18 protein-coding genes and 1 tRNA gene are annotated in these 20741 nt (G+C 31.0%); 5 read left to right on the top strand and 14 right to left on the bottom strand.

Annotation, left to right across the window (positions count from 1 at the left end):
- Positions 1–189 precede the first annotated feature (189 nt).
- Positions 190–2268, bottom strand: a complete 2079-nt coding sequence (ppk1, locus tag HA143_RS09595) for a polyphosphate kinase 1 (protein WP_209086546.1) — start codon at positions 2266–2268, stop codon at positions 190–192.
- Positions 2268–3536: an MFS transporter gene (locus HA143_RS09590; RefSeq protein ID WP_209086543.1), complete on the bottom strand. Its 1269-nt coding sequence runs from the start codon at positions 3534–3536 to the stop codon at positions 2268–2270. Before HA143_RS09590 ends, ppk1 begins: the two co-directional genes overlap by 1 nt.
- A gap of 58 nt (positions 3537–3594) precedes the next feature.
- Here HA143_RS09590 and cobA point away from each other — a divergent pair, with 58 nt between their 5' ends.
- Complete coding sequence (gene cobA / locus HA143_RS09585) at positions 3595–4398, top strand: uroporphyrinogen-III C-methyltransferase (RefSeq protein WP_209086540.1); 804 nt, start codon at positions 3595–3597, stop codon at positions 4396–4398.
- Here cobA and HA143_RS09580 read toward each other — a convergent pair.
- The 10 genes from HA143_RS09580 to mazG form a co-directional block, all read right to left on the bottom strand.
- A complete protein-coding gene (locus tag HA143_RS09580) occupies positions 4371–5198 on the bottom strand; it encodes an aminotransferase class IV (RefSeq protein ID WP_209086538.1) in 828 nt (275 codons plus the stop codon). The genes cobA and HA143_RS09580 overlap by 28 nt on opposite strands.
- Positions 5195–6514: an anthranilate synthase component I family protein gene (locus HA143_RS09575; protein ID WP_209086536.1), complete on the bottom strand. Its 1320-nt coding sequence runs from the start codon at positions 6512–6514 to the stop codon at positions 5195–5197. The genes HA143_RS09580 and HA143_RS09575 overlap by 4 nt, the downstream gene beginning before the upstream one ends.
- Positions 6511–7185 (bottom strand): 7-cyano-7-deazaguanine synthase QueC, encoded by a 675-nt coding sequence (gene queC, locus HA143_RS09570; RefSeq protein ID WP_209086534.1) that lies wholly within the window; start codon positions 7183–7185, stop codon positions 6511–6513. Before queC ends, HA143_RS09575 begins: the two co-directional genes overlap by 4 nt.
- Positions 7186–7191: 6 nt before the next feature.
- Positions 7192–7863, bottom strand: a complete 672-nt coding sequence (locus HA143_RS09565; RefSeq protein ID WP_209086532.1) for a 7-carboxy-7-deazaguanine synthase QueE — start codon at positions 7861–7863, stop codon at positions 7192–7194.
- A 26-nt stretch (positions 7864–7889) separates the two neighbouring features.
- Positions 7890–9500: a CTP synthase gene (locus HA143_RS09560; protein WP_209086530.1), complete on the bottom strand. Its 1611-nt coding sequence runs from the start codon at positions 9498–9500 to the stop codon at positions 7890–7892.
- 75 nt (positions 9501–9575) lie between these two features.
- Positions 9576–11360: an aspartate--tRNA ligase gene (gene aspS, locus HA143_RS09555; RefSeq protein WP_209086528.1), complete on the bottom strand. Its 1785-nt coding sequence runs from the start codon at positions 11358–11360 to the stop codon at positions 9576–9578.
- A 55-nt stretch (positions 11361–11415) separates the two neighbouring features.
- Complete coding sequence (gcvT, locus tag HA143_RS09550; RefSeq protein ID WP_209086525.1) at positions 11416–12528, bottom strand: glycine cleavage system aminomethyltransferase GcvT; 1113 nt, start codon at positions 12526–12528, stop codon at positions 11416–11418.
- Positions 12529–12578: 50 nt separating this feature from the next.
- Positions 12579–13460 carry an agmatinase gene (gene speB / locus HA143_RS09545; protein WP_209086522.1) on the bottom strand — a complete coding sequence of 294 codons (882 nt, stop codon included), beginning with the start codon at positions 13458–13460 and terminating at the stop codon, positions 12579–12581.
- 4 nt (positions 13461–13464) lie between these two features.
- Positions 13465–14313, bottom strand: coding sequence for a polyamine aminopropyltransferase (gene speE / locus HA143_RS09540; protein ID WP_209086520.1), 849 nt, complete (start codon positions 14311–14313; stop codon positions 13465–13467).
- Positions 14314–14320: 7 nt separating this feature from the next.
- Entirely contained in the window at positions 14321–15166 is an 846-nt protein-coding gene (gene mazG / locus HA143_RS09535; protein ID WP_209086518.1) for a nucleoside triphosphate pyrophosphohydrolase, read from the bottom strand.
- A 98-nt stretch (positions 15167–15264) separates the two neighbouring features.
- On the opposite strand from mazG, the gene HA143_RS09530 reads away from it, so the two are divergent.
- The 4 genes from HA143_RS09530 (at position 15265) to HA143_RS09515 (ending at position 19147) form a co-directional block, all read left to right on the top strand.
- A tRNA-Val gene (locus tag HA143_RS09530) sits at positions 15265–15336 on the top strand.
- A 16-nt stretch (positions 15337–15352) separates the two neighbouring features.
- Entirely contained in the window at positions 15353–15694 is a 342-nt protein-coding gene (locus HA143_RS09525) for an AIR synthase (RefSeq protein WP_025915274.1), read from the top strand.
- A 97-nt stretch (positions 15695–15791) separates the two neighbouring features.
- The gene (locus HA143_RS09520) at positions 15792–18548 is read left to right on the top strand and encodes a valine--tRNA ligase (protein WP_209086516.1); all 2757 of its coding nucleotides are present in this window, start codon (positions 15792–15794) and stop codon (positions 18546–18548) included.
- A 2-nt stretch (positions 18549–18550) separates the two neighbouring features.
- The gene (locus HA143_RS09515; protein ID WP_209086514.1) at positions 18551–19147 is read left to right on the top strand and encodes a TVP38/TMEM64 family protein; all 597 of its coding nucleotides are present in this window, start codon (positions 18551–18553) and stop codon (positions 19145–19147) included.
- Positions 19148–19151: 4 nt separating this feature from the next.
- Here HA143_RS09515 and HA143_RS09510 read toward each other — a convergent pair whose 3' ends face one another.
- Together HA143_RS09510 and HA143_RS09505 are read right to left on the bottom strand one after the other, a co-directional pair.
- A complete protein-coding gene (locus HA143_RS09510; protein WP_209086512.1) occupies positions 19152–19304 on the bottom strand; it encodes a hypothetical protein in 153 nt (50 codons plus the stop codon).
- A 114-nt stretch (positions 19305–19418) separates the two neighbouring features.
- Positions 19419–20732 (bottom strand): RNA ligase family protein, encoded by a 1314-nt coding sequence (locus tag HA143_RS09505; RefSeq protein ID WP_209086656.1) that lies wholly within the window; start codon positions 20730–20732, stop codon positions 19419–19421.
- Positions 20733–20741 lie beyond the last annotated feature (9 nt).

Genomic DNA, 20741 nt, shown 5'->3' with positions numbered 1-20741 from the left:
TGGATTTTTTAAAAAGCTAGCACTGAAATTGAAATAAAAACTACTTTTACGTTGAAACTTTAAAGACAAAAAAAGATTTTTTTATCCAAATTTCGTGAAATCTTTTGATATGAAAGGCTTTTATAAAAATAAAAAAAAATTTAAAATATTAAGTATTTTTTTTAAATGTTATAAAAATCAATATAGTTTTTATTTTTCTATTAGATCAATTTGTGAACGATTATCTGCCGAATCTAATGAATATTTTGCGTAAGAACCATCCTCTTTCATGATCCAAGAAAAGTAATCATCTTTAATGTATGTTTGCAAAAGCGCGTTTAGTTGAGATTTCAATTCAGAATCTTCTATTGGAGCAATAGCCTCTATCCTTCTATCGAGGTTTCTTTTCATCCAATCTGCACTTCCAATAAAAACTTCAGGATCATCGTTATTACAAAACCAAAAAATTCTAGAGTGTTCAAGAAAATGTCCAATAATACTTATTACTTTAATATTTTCACTTAAATTTTTTCTTTGTGGATATAAGCAACAGATACCTCTTATTATGAGACTAATTTTGACACCTGCGTCAGAAGCTAAATAAAGAAGTTTGATTATTTCTGGGTCTACTAAAGAATTCATTTTTGCAATTATTTCAGCTTTTTGACCTTCCTCTGCATTTTTAATTTCTCGCTTTATGAGAAATATAAATTTTTCTCTCATTGATGAAGGAGAAACTAATAATTTTTGATAAATTTTTTGTTTAGAAAAACCTGATAAGTAATTAAATAACTCAAGTAAATCTGATGCAATATCAGGATCTGTTGAGAGTAATCCTAAATCTGTATAAAACCTTGAAGTATTAGAGTTGTAATTTCCTGTTCCAATATGAAAATAATTTCTTAATCGTCTTTTTTCTTTTCGAACTATTAAAGCTATTTTTGTATGAGTTTTAAATCCTATGATTCCATATACGACATGAATCCCAGCTTGTTCAAGTTGTTTTGCCCATTGAATATTATTATCTTCATCAAATCTTGCTTTTAGTTCCACAAGAGTCATTACTTCTTTCCCATTTTCTGCAGCTCTCATTAAAGCAGCGATTATAGGAGAATCCTTTGAAACTCGATATAAAGTTATTTTTATTCCCATCACACAAGGATCATCAGCTGCTCTGTTTATAAATTCTTCAACTGAAGTTTTAAATAAGTCGTATGGATGATGAAGCAGAATATTATTTTTCCTAAGTATCTTGAAAATAGAATTTAAGTTTTTGTTTGAAGGCGAATCTAGATTTTTTAATTGCGGGTGAGTTTTCCCAATTAGCAGATTTTCTTTTAAATCATCTCTACTAATTTTTGTAAGCTGATTTAAATCGTCAAGGCCTAATAAACTTTTGGAAAAGTATATATATTCTTCTTGTATTGAGATACTTTCAATGAGTAATTTGAGAATGTTTTCTGGCATATCTGATTCAACTTCTAATCTAACTACGTCTCCTCCTAATCTTCTCTTCTGCAAACTTTGTTCAACTGCTAAAAGGAGATCATCTGCTTCAAGTTCTTTTAATTCTAAATCTGCATCTCTTGTCACTCTAAAAAAAGAGTAATTAATACAAACCATTCCATTAAATAAAGTATTGATATTATTCCCAATCAAATCTTCAACACTTATGAAAAAGTGAGAATTTTCATCACTACTTTGAAAAAGTGTATTAGGAATTTGTATGAATCGATTTATATTTTTTGTTGGTATTTTTATTCTGACAAACTGATTTTTAGAATTTTCCTCATCCTTTATTAAAGCCGCTAAGTTTAGACTTAAATTACTTATAAATGGGAATGGATGTGAAGGATCAACAACCAATGGCGTTAATAAAGGAAATATAGATGAAGTAAAGAAGTTATTACACCAATTTTTTTGATTTTCACTGAGATCCTTATATTTTTTTAAAGTTATGCCCTGTTTTTTTAGTTCATTATTTAATTCATTATTTACATAGTTTTCTTGAAGAGTAGTTAAATTTTTTACTTCTTTGTTGATTTTTGTTAATTGCTCTTTAGGGGTAAGTCCATCAATACTTTTTTTAGTAATTCCTGCTTCAACTTGAGCCTTTAATGAAGCTACTCTTACCATAAAAAATTCATCAAGATTATTGCTAAAAATTGAAAAAAATTTCACTTTATCTAGGATTTTGTACTCTTTTTCCATACCAGTTAGGAGTACTCTTTTATTGAATTCAATCCAACTTAATTCTCTATTAATAAAAACATCAGCCTGGTTTTGCATTAAAATACTTTTGTTTTTTGATCGTTAAAAGAATTATTATTTTTACCCTCTGCTATAAGGTATATCATGAAAATTAGGATAATGGAACCAGCTATAAAGGGTGATTTAGGACCAAAGCTATCATAAACTCTCCCAGCCATTGCTATTCCTAAAACCCCCCCAAGACTCTGAAGGCCTTGAAGGTTACTTAGAATTGATCCTTGTTTATCATCGTCTAATTTCTTTGATATTAGTGCTCTCAAGGTAGGCGTAATTAAACCCGCCCCAACGGCTAAAAATGACACAGCTGAATAAATATTAATTATTGCATTTTCTTGTGGAGCTGTTATTAAAAGTGAACATGCTACAAGAATGAAGCCTGATCCTATAAGTGTTAATCTCATTTCTCCGAATTGCTTTACTAGAGGCCCAATAAGTCCTCCTTGAACAATAATGGCAATAATTCCTACAACCACAAGAGTTCCACTTGATGACTTGGTTGTCCAGCCTAAAGATTCTTGAAGGAAAAAAATTAGGATATTTGTTAATCCAGTAAAAGCAATAAAATAAATAAAAAATGCTAATGATAATTTTCTAATTTTTTCTTCTTTGAATACTGTAAATAGCTGTCTTAAGGGATTTTTAAGAATTGTTTTTAATTTATTTGAAGCACTATTTGGTTTTGTTTCTGGTAAGTAGAAGAAGACTAAGAGAAAGTTTATTATTGGAATAATTGAAGCTATCAAAACTGGAATAATAAAATCATTATTTGTATTTTTCGCAAAAATTACAACGAAAATATTTCCCAAGAAAAAACTTAAACCAAAAGCTACACCAATCAGTCCAAATGTTTTTGCTCTTTTTTCAGGGCTTGAAATATCTGCAAGAATAGTTGTTGCTGTGGCTGCAGTCCCACCACTTAAACCGTCAATAAGTCTTGCTAGGAATAATAATAATAAAGGGATAGATGCTATAGAATTTGACCAATTAAAAAGAACTGTAAAGGATAATATTGAAATTCCTATTATTGAGCCAGTTATACAAAAAAGAGTTACTGGTCTTCTCCCGTATCTATCACTCATAACTCCTATAAAAGGAGAAGCTGTAAATTGAGCTAATTGATAAGTACATGATAATAAGCCATATGTACTAGCTTTAGAGTCAAAAAGTAAAACAAAAGAGGGTAAAATGGGTAACAGGATACTTTCACTTAATCGATCATTTAGAAGAGTGACAAAAGCACTAAGGAGAGTAAATTTTTTGTTTGGTTTCAATAAACTTTCTTTCACAATATTTACCTTCATTACTGATTAACTTCTACTACCATACTTGTTAATGGAGATTAATGTGCCTGGCATTGTTTATTTAGTTGGAGCAGGTCCTGGTGATCCTGAGCTTTTAACTCTCAAAGCTTTACGTCTAATAAAAAAATGTGATGCATTAGTTCATGATGCCTTAATCCCAGATGAAATAACAAAAGAGGCAAGAAAAAATACAGAAATTTTTCATGTCGGCAAAAGAGCTGGGAAGTGTTCTGTACCTCAGGCTGAAACTAATGCTCTTATTTTAAAATTGGCAAAAGAAGGTAAAAATGTTGTAAGGCTTAAAGGGGGAGATCCATTCGTTTTTTCTAGGGGTGGTGAAGAAGTGTCTTTCTTAGAAAAGAATGGAGTTTCAGTTGAAATAGTCCCTGGTATAACTTCTGGTATAGCTGCTCCTACATATTTTGGTATTCCACTGACTCATAGAGATGCTGCGAGTTCTGTAACTTTCGTGACTGGTCATGAAAATGTAGATAAGGAAAAAAAGAGCGTCAATTGGAGAGATTTAGCTAAATCTTCAGATAGCTTGGTAATTTTTATGGGTATAAAAAATATCGAATTTATTGTGGAAGAATTAATTTTAGGTGGCTTAAGTAGGCATACTAAATGTGCCGTAATTCAAGAAGCTACTTTGAAAAACCAAAAATGTTTTATTGAGAAATTAGAGCATCTTGCAATTACAATAAAAGATAAAGAATTTTTATCTCCATCGATAATTATAATTGGAAAGATTGTTGAATTTAAGGTTAATAACAATATAACTAAAGTATCTGATGTCTATTTGTCGGATATTAATAAAGTTCAATTATATAATAAATCCCAAAAATAAATAGGATCGAATTTAGTTCTAAGCTTTAAATCATTAACCTGATGAATTTGCCGACAAGATAAGCTATTAATTGCAACTATTATGTCATCATCTTGAAATTCTGGGAAAATTAATTCTTCTTTGACAAGTTTCAATTTCAAAGCCTTAGCAACCATAATCCCTTCTAAACAGCCACTCTCTTTTCTAGGTGTTATCCATTGATTATTTCTTTTAATTAGGAGATTAAATGTGCTTCCACAACAAAGTTCACCGGATGTATTCAACAAAATAGAATCATCAAAAGATTTTTCATTGGCCTCTCTCAAAATTTGTATTGCTTGAGTATATGAAAATGTTTTGCATTTACTTATAAGACTGAATTCATTTCTTTTTTCTATTTGACTAATAAAAACGCTTATAGGAGAAAAATTAGGTTTTATTCGAAAGAACTCAAGCCATAAATTATCTAAGTCTTTTGTCTCTACAGTACTAGTAATTCTTAGTGTTCGATCTTTATTAGCTCCTCTACTATAATTTATCCTTACTGAAGCAAATTGATCATTTTGAAGAGATAACTTTCTAATTCCATCATTAATCAGTTGTTGCAAAGTTAATTTATTTATTTTAAGATTAATATTCAAAATTTTGCTGCTTTTTTCTAACCTTTTCAGATGTTCATCAAAAAGAACAGGTTTGTTTTCCTTTATCAAAATGGTTTCAAATATACCATCAGCAAATTTTAATCCTCTATTATTAGCAGTAATAAATATTCTATCAAGATCTAACCATTGATCCTTGTACCAGCCTAATGTTTCTATCATTTTAGTGAATCAATTAATGGTAAAAGTTTCCACTTTAGTTCATTAGTTTCCTCTTCAGGATTAGAGTCAATAACTATTCCGCAACCAGCGTATATATTGATTTTTTTGTCTTTAATTAAAAATGATCTTATTAGTATATTGCTGTCAAACTCTCCATTCCAGTCAAGCTTCAAAAATGAGCCACAGTATGGCCCGCGTTCAGATTCTTCTAATTCAAAAAGTCTCTGGCATGATCTTAATTTAGGAGCTCCAGTTATAGAACCCCCAGGCCAACAAGCTTTTAGTAAATCAATCCAGTTCTTGTCTTTTTTTAATTTGCCTCTGATTACTGAAGTTAGATGATGAACTTTTAAGAAACTTTCAAGTTTTAATATTTCTGGCACCATAATGCTTCCTGTTTCGCAAACTTTACTTAAATCATTTCTTATTAGGTCAACAATCATAATATTTTCGGCTCTATCTTTTTCGTTCGTTATTAAATCGATAGCATTAAATGCATCTTGATTTAAATCCTTATCTCTGGATCTAGTTCCTTTGATAGGTCTTGATTCTACAAAATTTTTATTATCTATTTTTATAAATCTTTCTGGCGAGGTAGATAATACCGCCTCTTTATAATTACGATTATTATTTACTATTATTCCTCCAAAGGGAGCTCTTAATTTCCTTCTTATTTTTAAATAAATATCTAGAGGACTATAGTTTTTGGAAGATTCAATTTCGCATTTAGTTGTAAGGTTTGCTTGAAATAAATCCCCTAAAGAAATTAAGTTTTTCAATTCTAAAATATCTTTTTGAAATTTGTCAGCCATTACGTCCAAATTAATTTTTGAAAAATCAAAATTCAAATTTGCTTTAAAAATATTTTCTTCTTCAATAGTTTTTATATTGTTGATTATATTTTTATAATTCATCAGTTCATATGAGTTTGTGCCTTCGATAATTATTTCTTTTTTTATTAGATTACATTTAATAATTGGATCATATGATGCAATCCATAAAGTTGCCATATCAGATTGTCGCCATGGGTTTTTTGGTTCTATGTATACTCCAGCTTCATAACTTAACCATCCGATCCAAAATCCTTTTTCAATATTTTTTAAATTGTTAAAGGGATTATTAGTTTTGTCTAAGTTATTGATATCTCTTGATTCGATTATTTTTTTAGGTTTAATTCCTATTATTGACCATGCCCCATTTTCTTTAGCATCACTGTCTAGCCAAGCTAATCCTTTTTCTCCGAATTTTTTTGTTAGATGATGCGTAATCAGTGCTGGATCTATCCAGTTTTCTAGAATTATTTTTTTTATTTTCATTTTTTATTATTGTTGTTGAGCCATTTTTCAAAAGCGGCATTTCTAATTCTGCAGCTATCACACTTACCGCATGGTTTTGAATTACCTGAATAACAACTCCATGTTTTATCTAAAGGGACATGATTATCAAAAGCTAATTTAATAATTTCCTCTTTATTTAAATCTAATAGTGGTGTCCAAAGTTTTATTGGGTTATTTTCTCTTCCTCTTTTATTGGCTAAATCTGCTAATTCTTGAAATTTTTTAATGTAGTCAGGTCTGCAATCTGGATAACCAGAATAATCCAGTGCATTAACTCCTAATCCTATAAAATCAGCATCTATTGCCTCGGCGTAACTTAGTGCAACGGAAATGAATATAGTATTTCTTCCAGGAACATAAGTATTAGGTATTTTATTAGTTTGTACTCCTTCTATAGGAATATGTTTTTGAGTATCAGTTAATGAAGACCCTCCCCATAGAGATAAGTCAAGCTTAATGATATTAAATTCTTCGATATCAAAGTGCTTTGCAATTATTGATGCAGAATATAATTCTTTTTTATGACGTTGACCGTAGTCAAATGAAAGGCCAAAAATTTTAGCTTCGGATTTTTTTGCGATACCAGTAACTGTAGAAGAATCTAAACCTCCAGATAATAAAACTACTATCGATTTATTTTTAAGAGTCATATGATTTCATTTAATTTTTAAGTATTTGTGAGTTTGAAGGCTCAATTTCCAATCGGGGTTATTTTTTACGAAATCAATCGCAAGAGAAAAACCATTCGCATTATTCCATGCTGGCTGTAAATAAAAAATTTTATCTTCTTTTTTTAAGTCATCTTCGCTTTTTGAGAGTTGATATTGTTTTAAAGTTTCTTTTTTTATTTGAATAGCAAATGCAATATCTTCTTTTTCATTTATGATTATTTTGATTTCATTACAGTTTCTTAAAAAATAATTTTTTGGAGGTGAGTGTCTTTTAGGAGATAAAGTAATCCAGTCATAACTTCCTGATATCGAATTAACTCCACTTGTCTCAATATGAATTTTCATTGAGTTTTGTTCTTCTCCCATCGTCATTTTTTTTATGGCTTTGCAAAAATTATCCAAGTTATGTTGTAAAGGTTCTCCACCTGTAATAACGCAAAAAGATGCTCCTTTCTCTCTAGCAATTTTTATGCGATCTATTATTTTTTCAATTGATATAGAGGGATATTTTTTCTCATCCCATGAATTCTTGGTATCGCACCACGAACATCCAACTTTACAACCAGCTAATCTTACAAAAAAAGCACTTTTTCCAGCGTGATAACCTTCACCTTGTAATGAATGAAATTGTTCGACTAAGGGTAAAAAATTGGTCATTTTTTCATTCAAAAAAATAAAGAATATTAATTTGATTGAGTTAACTTTTCTTGAGAGGCTTTTATTAAACCTTTAAATAAAGGATGAGGTTTGCCAGGTCTTGATAAAAACTCAGGATGATATTGACATGCTAAGAAGTAAGGATGATTTTCTAACTCAATTAACTCAACTAATCTGCCATCTGGTGATGTACCACTAATTTTGTATCCAGAATTTAAAAAACTTTGTTTGTAGTAATTATTAAATTCGTATCTATGTCGATGTCTCTCATAAATAACATCTTCAGCGTATAAGTTTTTTCCAGTTGTATTGTTTGTTAATCTACATGGATAAACTCCAAGTCTCATTGTCCCACCTAAATCAACTACATCTTCCTGTTCTGGTAATAAATGTATTACTGGATTGGGAGTTTTTGGGTCTAGTTCTGAACTAGATGCATCTTGAAGATTAGCTACATTCCTAGCCCATTCTATAACTGCGCATTGCATACCAAGGCACAGACCTAAAAAGGGAATTTTATTTTCTCTTGCGAATTTTATAGCCGAAATTTTTCCATTTACTCCTCTATTGCCAAATCCCCCAGGTACGACAATTGCGTCAACTTCATTTAAGTAAGTTTCTGCTGAATTTTTTTCTATCATTTCAGCACTTACCCAATGTAAATCTAATAAAGCCTTTTGTTCAATGCATGCATGTCTTAAAGCTTCAACAACAGATAAATATGCATCTCCAAGTTCAATGTATTTACCTACGAGAGCAACTTTTATTGGAGCTCCAGGATTTCTTAAATTATGTATTAGTTGTTCCCAATTTTTTAAATCACATTTTTTATCTTCAAGTTCTAAATATTTCAGGGTTTCTTTGCATAAACCTTCTTTTTTTAAAGAAAGAGGTACAGAATAAATACTGTCTGCGTCTAAAGCTTCAATTACAGAGTTCATACTTACACCGCAAAACCCACTAAGCTTCTGTTTAAGAGCTTCATTGATCGATTTATCACTTCGGCATACAAGTAAATCTGGCTGAATTCCAATTGATCTTAATTCTTTCACTGAATGTTGTGTTGGTTTAGTTTTTATTTCGCCAGAGGTTTTGATGTAAGGAAGTAATGTTACGTGTATGTATGCAACATCATTCCTATTGACATCATTTTTGAATTCTCTTATTGCCTCTAAAAAAGGTAAAGATTCAATATCACCAACTGTTCCACCAATTTCAGTAATAATAATATCTGCATTGCTGTTGGCTGCTACTCTATGAATTCTCTCTCTTATTTCTCCCGTTATGTGAGGTATTACTTGCACAGTTCCTCCGTTATAACTACCTCTTCTTTCTTTATTTATAACTGCTTGATAGATAGATCCCGTAGTCACACTATTTAACCTAGTCATTGCAGTATCAGTAAATCTTTCATAGTGACCTAAATCTAGATCGGTTTCAGCCCCATCTTCGGTTACAAATACTTCTCCATGTTGGAAAGGGCTCATAGTGCCTGGATCAACATTAAGATATGGATCTAGTTTTAATATTGAAACACTATATCCTCTAGACTTTAATAATCTTCCTAAGCTTGCAGCTACAATTCCTTTACCAATGCTAGAAACTACTCCTCCAGTGACAAATACAAATTTTGACATTAAATATTTTTAATTAAGCACAGCCTCCTTATATTTTATTTAAACAAAAAACTTTTAGAACATCCATATATATTCTTATTCATCAATTGTTATTTCAATATCTAATTCTTTTAATTGTGATTCAGAGACATTTGAAGGTGCATTTGTGAGAAGACATTTTGCTTGTTGATTTTTTGGAAAAGCAATGGTTTCTCTGATTGAATCTGCACCAATCATCAGCATGGTAATACGATCTAATCCAAACGCTATTCCACCATGAGGAGGAGCACCCATTTCTAAGGCTTCTATTAAAAATCCAAATTTTTCATCAATCTCTTTATTAGTAAGTCCTACCGTTTTCAGAACCTCTCGTTGCAAGTTCGCTTCATGAATACGTAAAGAGCCACCTCCTAATTCCAATCCATTAAGAACTAAGTCATAAGCATTGGCTATAGAGTTCTCAATTTCTTCAGAATCTTTAGATTTTATATTTTTTGGAGAACAAAAAGGATGATGTAAAGCTTCATATCTATTTTCCTCTTCATTTCTTTCAAACATCGGGAAATCAGTTACCCATAAGAAATTCCATTTATTTTTATCTATTAGATTTAAGTCTTTTGCTATGTATTGTCTCAATCTATCTAATGACTGGTTGACAATTTGTTTATCTCCAGCTCCCAAGAGGATTAAGTCCCCATCTTGTGCTTCTGTGATTCTTAAAATATCAGCTATATGCTCTTCACTTAAATTATTTTTAATTGCCCCAATAGTTTCAAGCTCATCTCCTTTGACCCTTATAAAAGCCAAACCTCCAGCTCCTGCATCTTGAGCTACTTGGAAGATATCACCTCCTGGTTTAATTCTTACGTTGCTAATACTTGAATTACCTCCTTTGACTGTTATGGATTTTATATAACCTCCAGACTTAATTGCCTTGGTGAAAATATTAAAGCCAATATCACCTAATACTTCTCCTAAATCTTTTAATAACATTTGATATCTAGTATCTGGTCTATCAGTGCCGTAATTATCCATTGCTGCTTGCCATGACATTCTTGGAAAAGCATTATCAAAATTAATATTTAACACTTCTTTCCATATTTTTTTTATAAGACTTTCATTAAAAGAAATTATTTCTTCTTCACTAATAAAGCTCATCTCAATATCTAATTGAGTAAACTCTGGCTGTCTATCAGCCCTTAAGTCTTCATCACGGAAACATTTTGCTATCTGATAATACTTGTCCAAGCCTCCAACCATTAAAAGTTGTTTAAATAGTTGTGGGGATTGAGGTAGAGCAAAAAATTCTCCATTCGAAAGACGGGCAGGAACAAGGAAATCGCGCGCGCCTTCTGGAGTTGATTTTGTAAGTAATGGAGTCTCTACTTCTGTAAATCCAAAATTATCAAGAAATTCTCTAGCAACTTTAATAATCTTATGCCTCGTTTTTAAATTTTCTAGTAATTTGCCCCTTCTTAAATCTAGATATCTATACTTTAATCTGAGTTCCTCTTTTGTATTTTCATAATCATGTATAGATACTGGAAAAGGTAAGTTTTTTTTAATTTGGTTGAGAATTTGCAAATCTTTAACCTTAAGCTCTAACTCTCCAGTACTTAAATTTTTATTTATTGAATCTTTGGGTCTTTCATTAATAATACCGCTAACCATTATTACCGTCTCATTTCTTAGAGTTTCTGCCTGTTTAAATAGATTTGCTCCATCATCGGGATTTATTGTTATTTGTAAGAATCCACTATGGTCTCTTAAATCAATAAAAATTACACCACCATGATCTCTTCTTCTATCTACCCATCCGCATAGATTAACTAATTTACCAATATATGTATTATTGAGTTCTTCGCAAATTTTGTTTCTCATCTAAGTATGATTTATTTATCAATAACTTATAATAATTCTTTAAGGGTAAATTTAGTTAATAATTCTTTTTATAAAATGCTCTTTTTGTTATAACTCCTTTGAATTTTTTGCCTCTTATTAATATTTGAACTTCATTATTGATGAAAGCATGCGAAGTATTGATGTATGCAAAAGCTATAGCTTGATGTTTAGTTGGAGACCAACTACCGCTAGTGATAGTTCCAATATTTTCTTCACCTTTAAGTACTGCGCAACCTTTTCTTCCTATTGCTTTACCTTCTATAGAGATACCAACTAACTTTTTTTGAATACCTAATCTTGACTGCTCTTCAAGAAATCTTCTTCCAAAGAATTCGTGATTATTTTCTAGATGTACTAGCCAGCCTAACCCTGCTTCATATGGAGAAGTTTCTTCATTTATGTCTTGACCATAAAGATGCATCCCTGCTTCAAGTCTAAGAGTATCTCTAGCTCCTAAACCACAAGGCGCAACATTTTTGGAAATCGAGAAATCCCATAAATTAATTGCTGCTTTTTTAGATAAAAGTATTTCCAGACCATTTTCCCCTGTATATCCTGTCTTGGAAAAGAAGATTTTTTCTTTAGGCGAAATATGTTCAAAAGTTTTATATTCGCATCCAAAGTTAGGTATATATGAGATTGAAGATTCAATCCATTCTTCAAATAAATCGAATGAGTTTTTCCCCTGTAGTGCTAGAAGTACTTTGTCTTTTTTAAAGTTTGTTGTCGAAATTTCATATTTATTTAAATTATTTTTTATCCACTGCAAATCTTCTTCATATCTACTTGCATTAACTATTAACAATAATTCTGATATGTCATTTTCTTGTAGACCAAGGTCATAAATTATTAAGTCATCTATTATTCCTCCTTTATAATTGAGCATTACTGTATAAAGCCCTTGACCTTCAGAAAAGGAGTATAAATTACTAGGAAAAAATTTTTGAATATAATCCTTTGGATTGATTCCCTTAATAGAGATTACACCCATGTGAGAAATATCAAACAATCCTGCCGAAGATCTAACTGATTCATGCTCTTTGATTAATCCTGAAAATGATATGGGCATTTCCCAACCTGCAAAATCCACTAATTTTGCATTGGATTGAACATATTTTTCATATAGAGGACTTTTAATCAAATCCATGAAATATTTATTTTTTATTTAGTATTTTTACACTTTAGTTTAGAAATTGTTTATTGCATATTTTCTAATGACAAAATTAAGCTTCTAAGTACTTTGGCTGCAACTATGCTACTAACTCCACTTTTATCAATTTCTGGAGATAATTCCACAATATCTGAAGCCACAATTCTAAAGTCTTTTAAAGTTTTCAGGATTTCTTCAAAATCATTCCAAAAAAATCCTCCCGGTTCTGGAGTTCCCGTCCCTGCTAATAAACTGGGATCAAACCAATCTAAATCTATTGTTAAATAGATTGGAGACCTAGAGTATGGTAGCAGTGCTTGTTTTAACTCTTGTGCATTTCCGCCTGGACAAAAGTTAACTAATTGATTGTTGTTATGCATAATTTGAAATTCTTCTTTAGTCCCACTTCTTATTCCTACTTGCAAAATTTTCTTTTCAGGTAACACCTCTAAGCATCTTTTCATGGCACAAGCATGACTATGTTTATTTCCTATATATGATTCTCTTAAATCAGCATGAGCATCAAGTTGAACCAATATCAAATCTGGATATTGTTCTACTAATGCTTCAATAGCACCTCTGGTAATAGAGTGTTCGCCTCCAAGCATAATAGGACTAAGGCGTTGATTAATTAAAAAATTTGTTGCTGATTTGACCGATTTAATAACGGACTTTGAGTCATTTTTATCAATTAGTATTGACCCAAAATCAACATACATAATATCCTCTAAGTCTTTATTTAGTTTTGGACAATATGTTTCTAACGAAGAACTGACTTGTCTTATCGCTTCTGGACCAAATCTAGCTCCTGGTTTGAAAGAACATGTCCCATCATAATTGACTCCAAATATACCAATTGAGCAATCATCAGGGCTTCTTTTTGCTCCCATAAAAATCGCATTTTCGTTATCAAATAAATTGTTTATCATTCTATCAATTGAGTTCTTTGAAAATTTTATTTGGCATCATTTTGAATGCTGCATTTTGAAAATTTAAATTCCAAATTTCACAACCTTTTTCTATTCTCAGGGCTTCATTGCAATTTTGCTTTGATAAATTTAGAACTTTTTCCGAAGCGAATGTCCAACTCCAAATACCGCTTGGATATATAGGTACAAATGAATACATAGTTTCAGAGACTCTAAAGATTTTTTTCAGGGTTTTCAAAATACTTATGTGAATATTTTTGAAGGATTCAGGTGATTCGCTTTGCGTTGCTAAGATACCATTTTTTGTAAGAATTCTTTTGCATTCTCTATAAAACGAATCTGAAAATAATAAATTTGAAAATTCTGAGGGATCTGAGCAATCTATAAATATAACGTCGTAAAAATTATCTCTTGTTTTTTTTACCCATTGAACACCATCATCAATATGAATCTTTAATCTTTTGTCATTCCAAGCTTCGCCTCCAATTTCTTTTAAAAATTTTTTCGATATTTTGATTACTTCCTCATCAATCTCTACTAGGTCAATTTTTGATATTTGAGAGTATTTAACGCATTCTCTTGCAGTACCACCGTCTCCCCCACCAATAATTAATACATTATATTTTTCGTCAATACTACTTAATGCTGGATGCACAAGACACTCATGATAATATTTCTCGTCTTTTAATGATGTCATCCAACAACCATCTAGCATTAAAGCTCTGCCATAATATTCATTTTCAATAACAAGAATTTCTTGATATTTTGATTTTTGTTTAATTAAAATTTCTCCATTTAGGCCGAATCTTGAGCCTTTATGATATTCATCTATCCATGTTGAAATATGATTCATTTGCTTTTTAAGAATTTTTTCTTTTAAGTTTTTGCTTGGCTATTTGCCAAAGCCTTTGAAAATCTTTAGACGTTTGTTTTTTAATATTATCTCCTGCATGATGTTCAATGATTGAAAATCTGTGTAAGAATTTTTTATTAGTTTTTTGAAGAGCTGATTCAGGATTTATCTTTAAAAAGTTTGAGAGATTAATAAGGGTAAAGTAAATATCTCCAAATTCATTTTTTATGTCTGAATCATTTTTACTTTTAATTGCTTCCTTTAATTCATTAATCTCTTCTTCTAACTTTTCAAAAATCTGATCGGTACTCTCCCATTTAAAACCATATTCTTTAACAACATTTGTGATTTTATCTGTTCCAACCGTTGGCGGTAAATTTTTGATTTTCAAATTTAAATTTTTACTAATTGATGATTCCATATGAGGTGCTTCTTTTTCTGAATTTTTAATATTTTCCCAAATCTGTTGCGATTTTTCCAGAGATACTTTTTCTTTTTTGTTGAAAATATATGGATGTCTATTAATAATTTTCTTATTTAGATTTTTTATAACATCATTTAGTTCAAATTCTTTTTTTTCGTAACCTATTTCTGCATGAAGCATTATTTGTAATAAAAGATCTCCTAACTCTTCACATATGTTATCCGCCTTTTTTTCATATATCGCATCTATAAATTCACTACTTTCTTCATGTAAAAATGGGATCAACGATTTATGAGACTGTATTTTCTGCCAAGGGCATCCCCAAGTTTTATCTTTTAATAATTTGACATTAGATATTAAAATTTTAAAGCTCTCTATAGTCTCTAAATCGGAGTTTTTTTGCAAGTTATATCTATCGTTTGAGGACATAGGATATATTTTATTAATTCAATTGTGCCTCAATCATGAAATATTTAAATACTTAGTATAAATATTTCAACTTCATCTATTAGAATGATTTATTATAAGGGCGATTAGCTCAGCGGTAGAGCGCCTGCCTTACAAGCAGGATGTCCCTGGTTCGAACCCTGGATCGCCCATTTTTTTATTTTTTTAATGACTGAGATCGTCAATCTTTCAATCAGTCAAAGCGCTGCTTCAGAACTATCTCGGCAAGCTTCTTTTGGAGGTTCTCCTGGAGAAATGTCCATTGATTTGGTTGAGGATAAAAATTGTTCCGAAGGATGGATGCATATTAAATTAAGACCAGGAACATGTAATGGATCCCCTATCTCAAGAACAGAAGGAGTCACTTTATATGCGGATGTAAAAAAGTTTAATTTACTTAAAGATTTAAAATTAGATTATTACGGGGATTTAAGTGGTGGTGGATTTCTTATTTCAACTCCAAAAAATGCAAAACGTTGTTCCTGCGGTTCTGGCTTCAAACTTTTGTAGAATCAATGTGCCTTTTTTTGCAAACTAATATTATTTTCATTAATTGGCGGCTATCAAGATAAAATAAACAAAAAGTTTCTTGAAATAAAATTTGCATATGACAGAGATGAATGATCAATTATCTTTAGATAATTATTCACCTTTTGAAGTAGAAAAAAAGTGGCAAGAAAAATGGGAAAGTTTAAAGGCGTTTAGTCCTAATCCTGATGATGATGGGGAGCCTTTTTGTATTGTTATACCCCCACCGAATGTTACTGGATCTTTGCATATGGGACATGCATTTAATACAGCTTTGATAGATGTTGTAGTACGTTTTCAAAGACTTTTAGGGAAGAATGTGTTGTGTTTACCAGGAACTGATCATGCTTCAATAGCTGTTCAAACTATTCTCGAAAAAAAATTAAAAAGTGAAGGCAAAAGAAGCGAGGATATTGGAAGAGATGAATTTCTTAAAAGAGCATGGAACTGGAAAGAACAAAGTGGTGGCAGAATAGTTTCTCAATTGAAAAGGATAGGATATTCAGTTGACTGGACTAGAGAAAGATTTACTTTAGATCAAAAATTAAATGAGGCAGTTGTTGAGGCTTTTATTATTCTTTATAAAAAGAATTTAATTTATAGAGGTGAATACTTAGTTAATTGGTGTCCTGAATCTCAATCTGCCGTAAGTGATCTGGAAGTTGAAATGCAAGAAGTAAATGGTCATTTATGGCATTTTAAATACCCTTTAATTTCTGAAAGTGGGGAACAGTTAGATAAGTACTTAGAGATTGCAACAACAAGGCCAGAAACTCTTTTGGGTGATACTGCTGTGGCAGTTAATCCTAATGATAATAGATATAAAGAATTTATTGGTTTCAAAGTAAAAGTCCCTTTCGTTGATAGAGAAATACCTATTATCGCTGATTCACATGTTGATAAAGATTTTGGTACTGGATGTGTCAAGGTTACTCCAGCCCACGATCCAAATGATTTTGCCATAGGAAAAAGGCATAATTTAAAACAGATTAATGTAATGAATAAAGATGGAACTTTAAATAGTAATGCAGGTAAATTTCAAAATTTAGATAGATATGAGGCTAGAAAGAAAATTATCCAAGAATTGGATAACTTAGGCCTTTTGACAAAGATAGAGGATTACAAACATACTGTTCCTTTTTCTGATAGAGGTAAGGTGCCAATCGAACCTTTATTATCAACACAATGGTTTTTGAAAATGGATGACATATCTCAAGGATGTCTTAATGAAATTAATTTGAAAAACCCATCGTTTATTCCTCCACGCTGGGAGAAAGTTTATAAGGATTGGTTAGACAATATTAATGATTGGTGTATCAGTAGGCAATTATGGTGGGGGCACCAAATACCAGCATGGTTCGTTTTAGATGACTCTCAAGACTCAATAGAACAAAATACTCCATATGTCGTTGCAAGAAACGAGGAGGATGCCTTAATCAAGGCTAATAAAAAATTTGGATTAAATATTAAATTGGTTCGTGATAAAGATGTCTTGGATACTTGGTTTTCAAGTGGTTTATGGCCTTTCTCAACCCTTGGCTGGCCAAATATAAATGATCCGGATTTTAAAAAATGGTATCCAAATAGTGTTCTTGTTACTGGTTTCGATATTATTTTCTTCTGGGTGGCGAGAATGACAATGATGGGAAATACTTTCACGAATAATATTCCTTTTAAGGATGTTTATATTCATGGTCTAGTGCGAGATGAAAATAATAAAAAAATGAGTAAAAGTTCAGGTAATGGTATTGATCCAATACTTTTAATTGATAAATATGGTTCTGATGCTTTGCGATTTGCTTTAATTCGAGAAGTTGCAGGCGCTGGACAAGATATTCGGCTTGATTTTGATAGGAAAAAAGATACATCTTCAACTGTTGAGGCTTCAAGAAATTTTGCGAATAAATTATGGAATGCAACTAAATTTGTATTAATTAATAAAACTTCCAATACTCATTATTCGCTTAATGAGAGTGATGAAACTTCTTTAGAATTATGTGATAAGTGGATTTTATCGAAACTGAATCAGGTTAATATGAAGGTCGCTGATTTGTTGAAAGCATATAAATTGGGAGAATCTGCGAAACTACTATATGAATTTGCATGGAATGATTTTTGTGACTGGTATGTGGAATTTGCTAAACAAAGGTTTAATAATAAAGAGACTAAAAATAGACAAATATCTGAGAAAGTTTTAATAAAAGTGCTCAATGATATTTTGGTGATGATTCATCCTTTTATGCCGCACATTACTGAAGAACTTTGGCATGTACTGCAACTAAAACCAGATACAGCATTATTATCACTTCAAAAATGGCCAACTCAAGAAAATAAATTTGTTGATAATAAGCTTGATAATTCCTTTCAGCAACTCTTTGAAATTATTAGATTGATTAGAAATTTGAGAGCTGAATTAGGCCTAAAGCCATCAGAAAAAGTTCCTGTTTACTTAATTTCAGACAATGATGAATTGATTGATTTCTTAAACATTTTAGTGGATGATATTCAAACCTTAACTAAATCTTCTGAAGTATTTATTTTTAAAACTAATGCTGTTGATAAAAAAGAGTTTGCTAAATCTTTTTCTGGGATAATTAGTGATTTAGAGGTTTACTTACCTTTTCAGGATTTTGTAAATATAGATGCATTAAAGGAACGGTTAACCAAGGATTTAAAAAAGGTGACTATTGAATTAGAAAATTTAAATAAGAGATTATCTAATAAAAATTTCGTTGATAAGGCTCCAAAAGATATTGTTGATGAATGCAGATTTAAATTAAACGAGGGTTCGGTACAAATGGAGAGAATTACTAAAAAACTCGAACTTTTGAATTGAGAATGAATATATTCCTAGAAAATATTTATAATTTGCCTTTTTTTTTTAATACCGGAATTGGCGTCTTTTCCTTTGTTTGTATTTATATTTTAGTTGTTTTATTGATACTGCCAGCTTCTTGGTTATCTTTATTATCAGGTTTTTTATATGGCTCATATTTAGGATCAATTATCGTTTTCATTGCCGCTTCTATAGGAGCATCAGTTGCATTTTTTGTATCAAAAAGTTTTTTTGCAAAAAAGCTAAAAAATCTTTTTAACCGTTATCCAAAATTAATTGTTATGGAGAAAGTAGTAGAAAAAGGCGGACTTAAATTAATTTTTTTAGCAAGATTATCGCCGATATTTCCCTTCAGTATTCTTAATTACTTTTATGGTTTAAATAATGTTAAATTTAGAGATTTCGCTCTTGGTCTTCTTGGAATAATTCCAGGAACTTTTCTTTATTGCTCAATAGGTAGTTTGGCAAAAAGTCTCCAGGAGTTAAAAAATGTGCAATCACCAAATAATTTATATATGACTATCGTTGGAGTTTTTTCAACTTTTTTAGTTGTATATTTCTTAGCTAAATACTCCAGAGAATATTTTGAAAACTCCTAAGAATTTAATCTTTAATATTCCAATCTCTAATAGATGCAATTAAGATAAACCAAAAAAGTCTAAATTTACCTAGTAAAGTTTTGTTGGCGTCTAATTCGATATATTTTGCTTGTCCACAAGGTGTTTTTATGTAGTTGAAAATTGTTTTCTTCTTCATAAGTCGCGCAAACAGTCCTGATAATTATTCTTATATTTTATAGCCAAGATTTTAAGTTTTTTTACTTAAAAACCACATTTTTTATTGACTACTTTGTTGAATATTTTTTAAAATTTATACTTTTTCTCCAGCTTTAAATCCTCTAAAGCATTTGAATCTAGGAAACCTAAGACTAAATGCCACCGCATCCTTGGATTTAGTTTTAGCATCAGCTCTGATTTCTACAAGTTGACCAACAAGATGATTACGTTTTGACCAATATTCTTCACGTTGGATATCACTAAATCCGCTTCCGCAACTAAGACTGTATTCATTCCCATCATCTTCCCCTTCTAACAGGATTGCTCCCAGTCGCCCTTTATTGCGACCTGTGCCTTCCTCAACCGATACAACTTTTAATGTGACTTCAATGAAAGGTTTGGCTTTTAACCAACTATGTGTTCTTTTACATTCATAAATAGCATCAGGATCTTTAATCATTACTCCTTCATATCCACCTTCCACAGCAGATTTATTTAGCTCTACAAATCTTTTTTGTCCCTCAATGGTATCGAGGTCTACATTTTCCCATTCAAGTGTTTGTATATGTTTTAGAAGCATAGAATGTTTTGCTACCCATTCTTTTACTAATAAACTTCTTGTTGTTTGACTGGTGTTCCATCTCCCTTTTTGGAAGTTTTCAAGGGGACATAAGTCAAACAGATGGAGAACTGCGTCTTTGGTTTGTTTGCCATCTTTTCTATGTACCTGTTTCATTAAATCCTGAAAGTTAGCGCTCATTACTTCACCATCTAGGACTAAGTCATAAGGTGTAGGATCTTCTTTTAAGACGTTTTCTATTTCTGAGATAATATGTCCAAAATTATGGAATTGTTTTCCATTACGAGAAAACATTTCTACTTTATTTTGTCTAATAATAGTTAAGACGCGCACACCATCTAATTTGATTTCAATTTGCTTTTTTCCTATCATTTTTTTTTCATGATTTGCGCTGTCATGTGCTAGAGGACAAGAAAAAATAGGAATCGCATATTTGGGAAATTTCTTTGCTATCTTGTTGATTGTTTTTTCAGATACACCACATCTAAGATCTTTAATTAAAACTCGTCTATAAAATCCATTCCACTCTTCTTTTGTTGCTGATTCCATAGCCTGAAGAATTGCATCGCGAGCAGCGTGACCAGTAAGTTCTCTTTGAATAAGCTTGTTGGCTAATTCCCTAAAATCTTTCCATAACAAATTTTGACTTTTTTCATTCTCTTTCTCAGGAACAATTTTTACACCAAAAGTTACCAATGGATCTAGCGCCATACGAATACCTTCAAAAAAATCATCTAGACCTTCTTCCATTGCTTCTGAGATGATTTTTTCTTTATCTAATCGACTTGGGTGTAATTCTAATTGATGTATTATTTCTTCTTTAAACAATTCTTTTTG

The organism is Prochlorococcus marinus CUG1415 (genome assembly GCF_017696015.1).
Taxonomy (GTDB): Bacteria; Cyanobacteriota; Cyanobacteriia; order PCC-6307; family Cyanobiaceae; genus Prochlorococcus_A; species Prochlorococcus_A marinus_AE.
The sequence above is the reverse complement of the archived record's forward strand: the minus strand, read 5'-3'. Positions and strand labels throughout refer to the sequence as shown.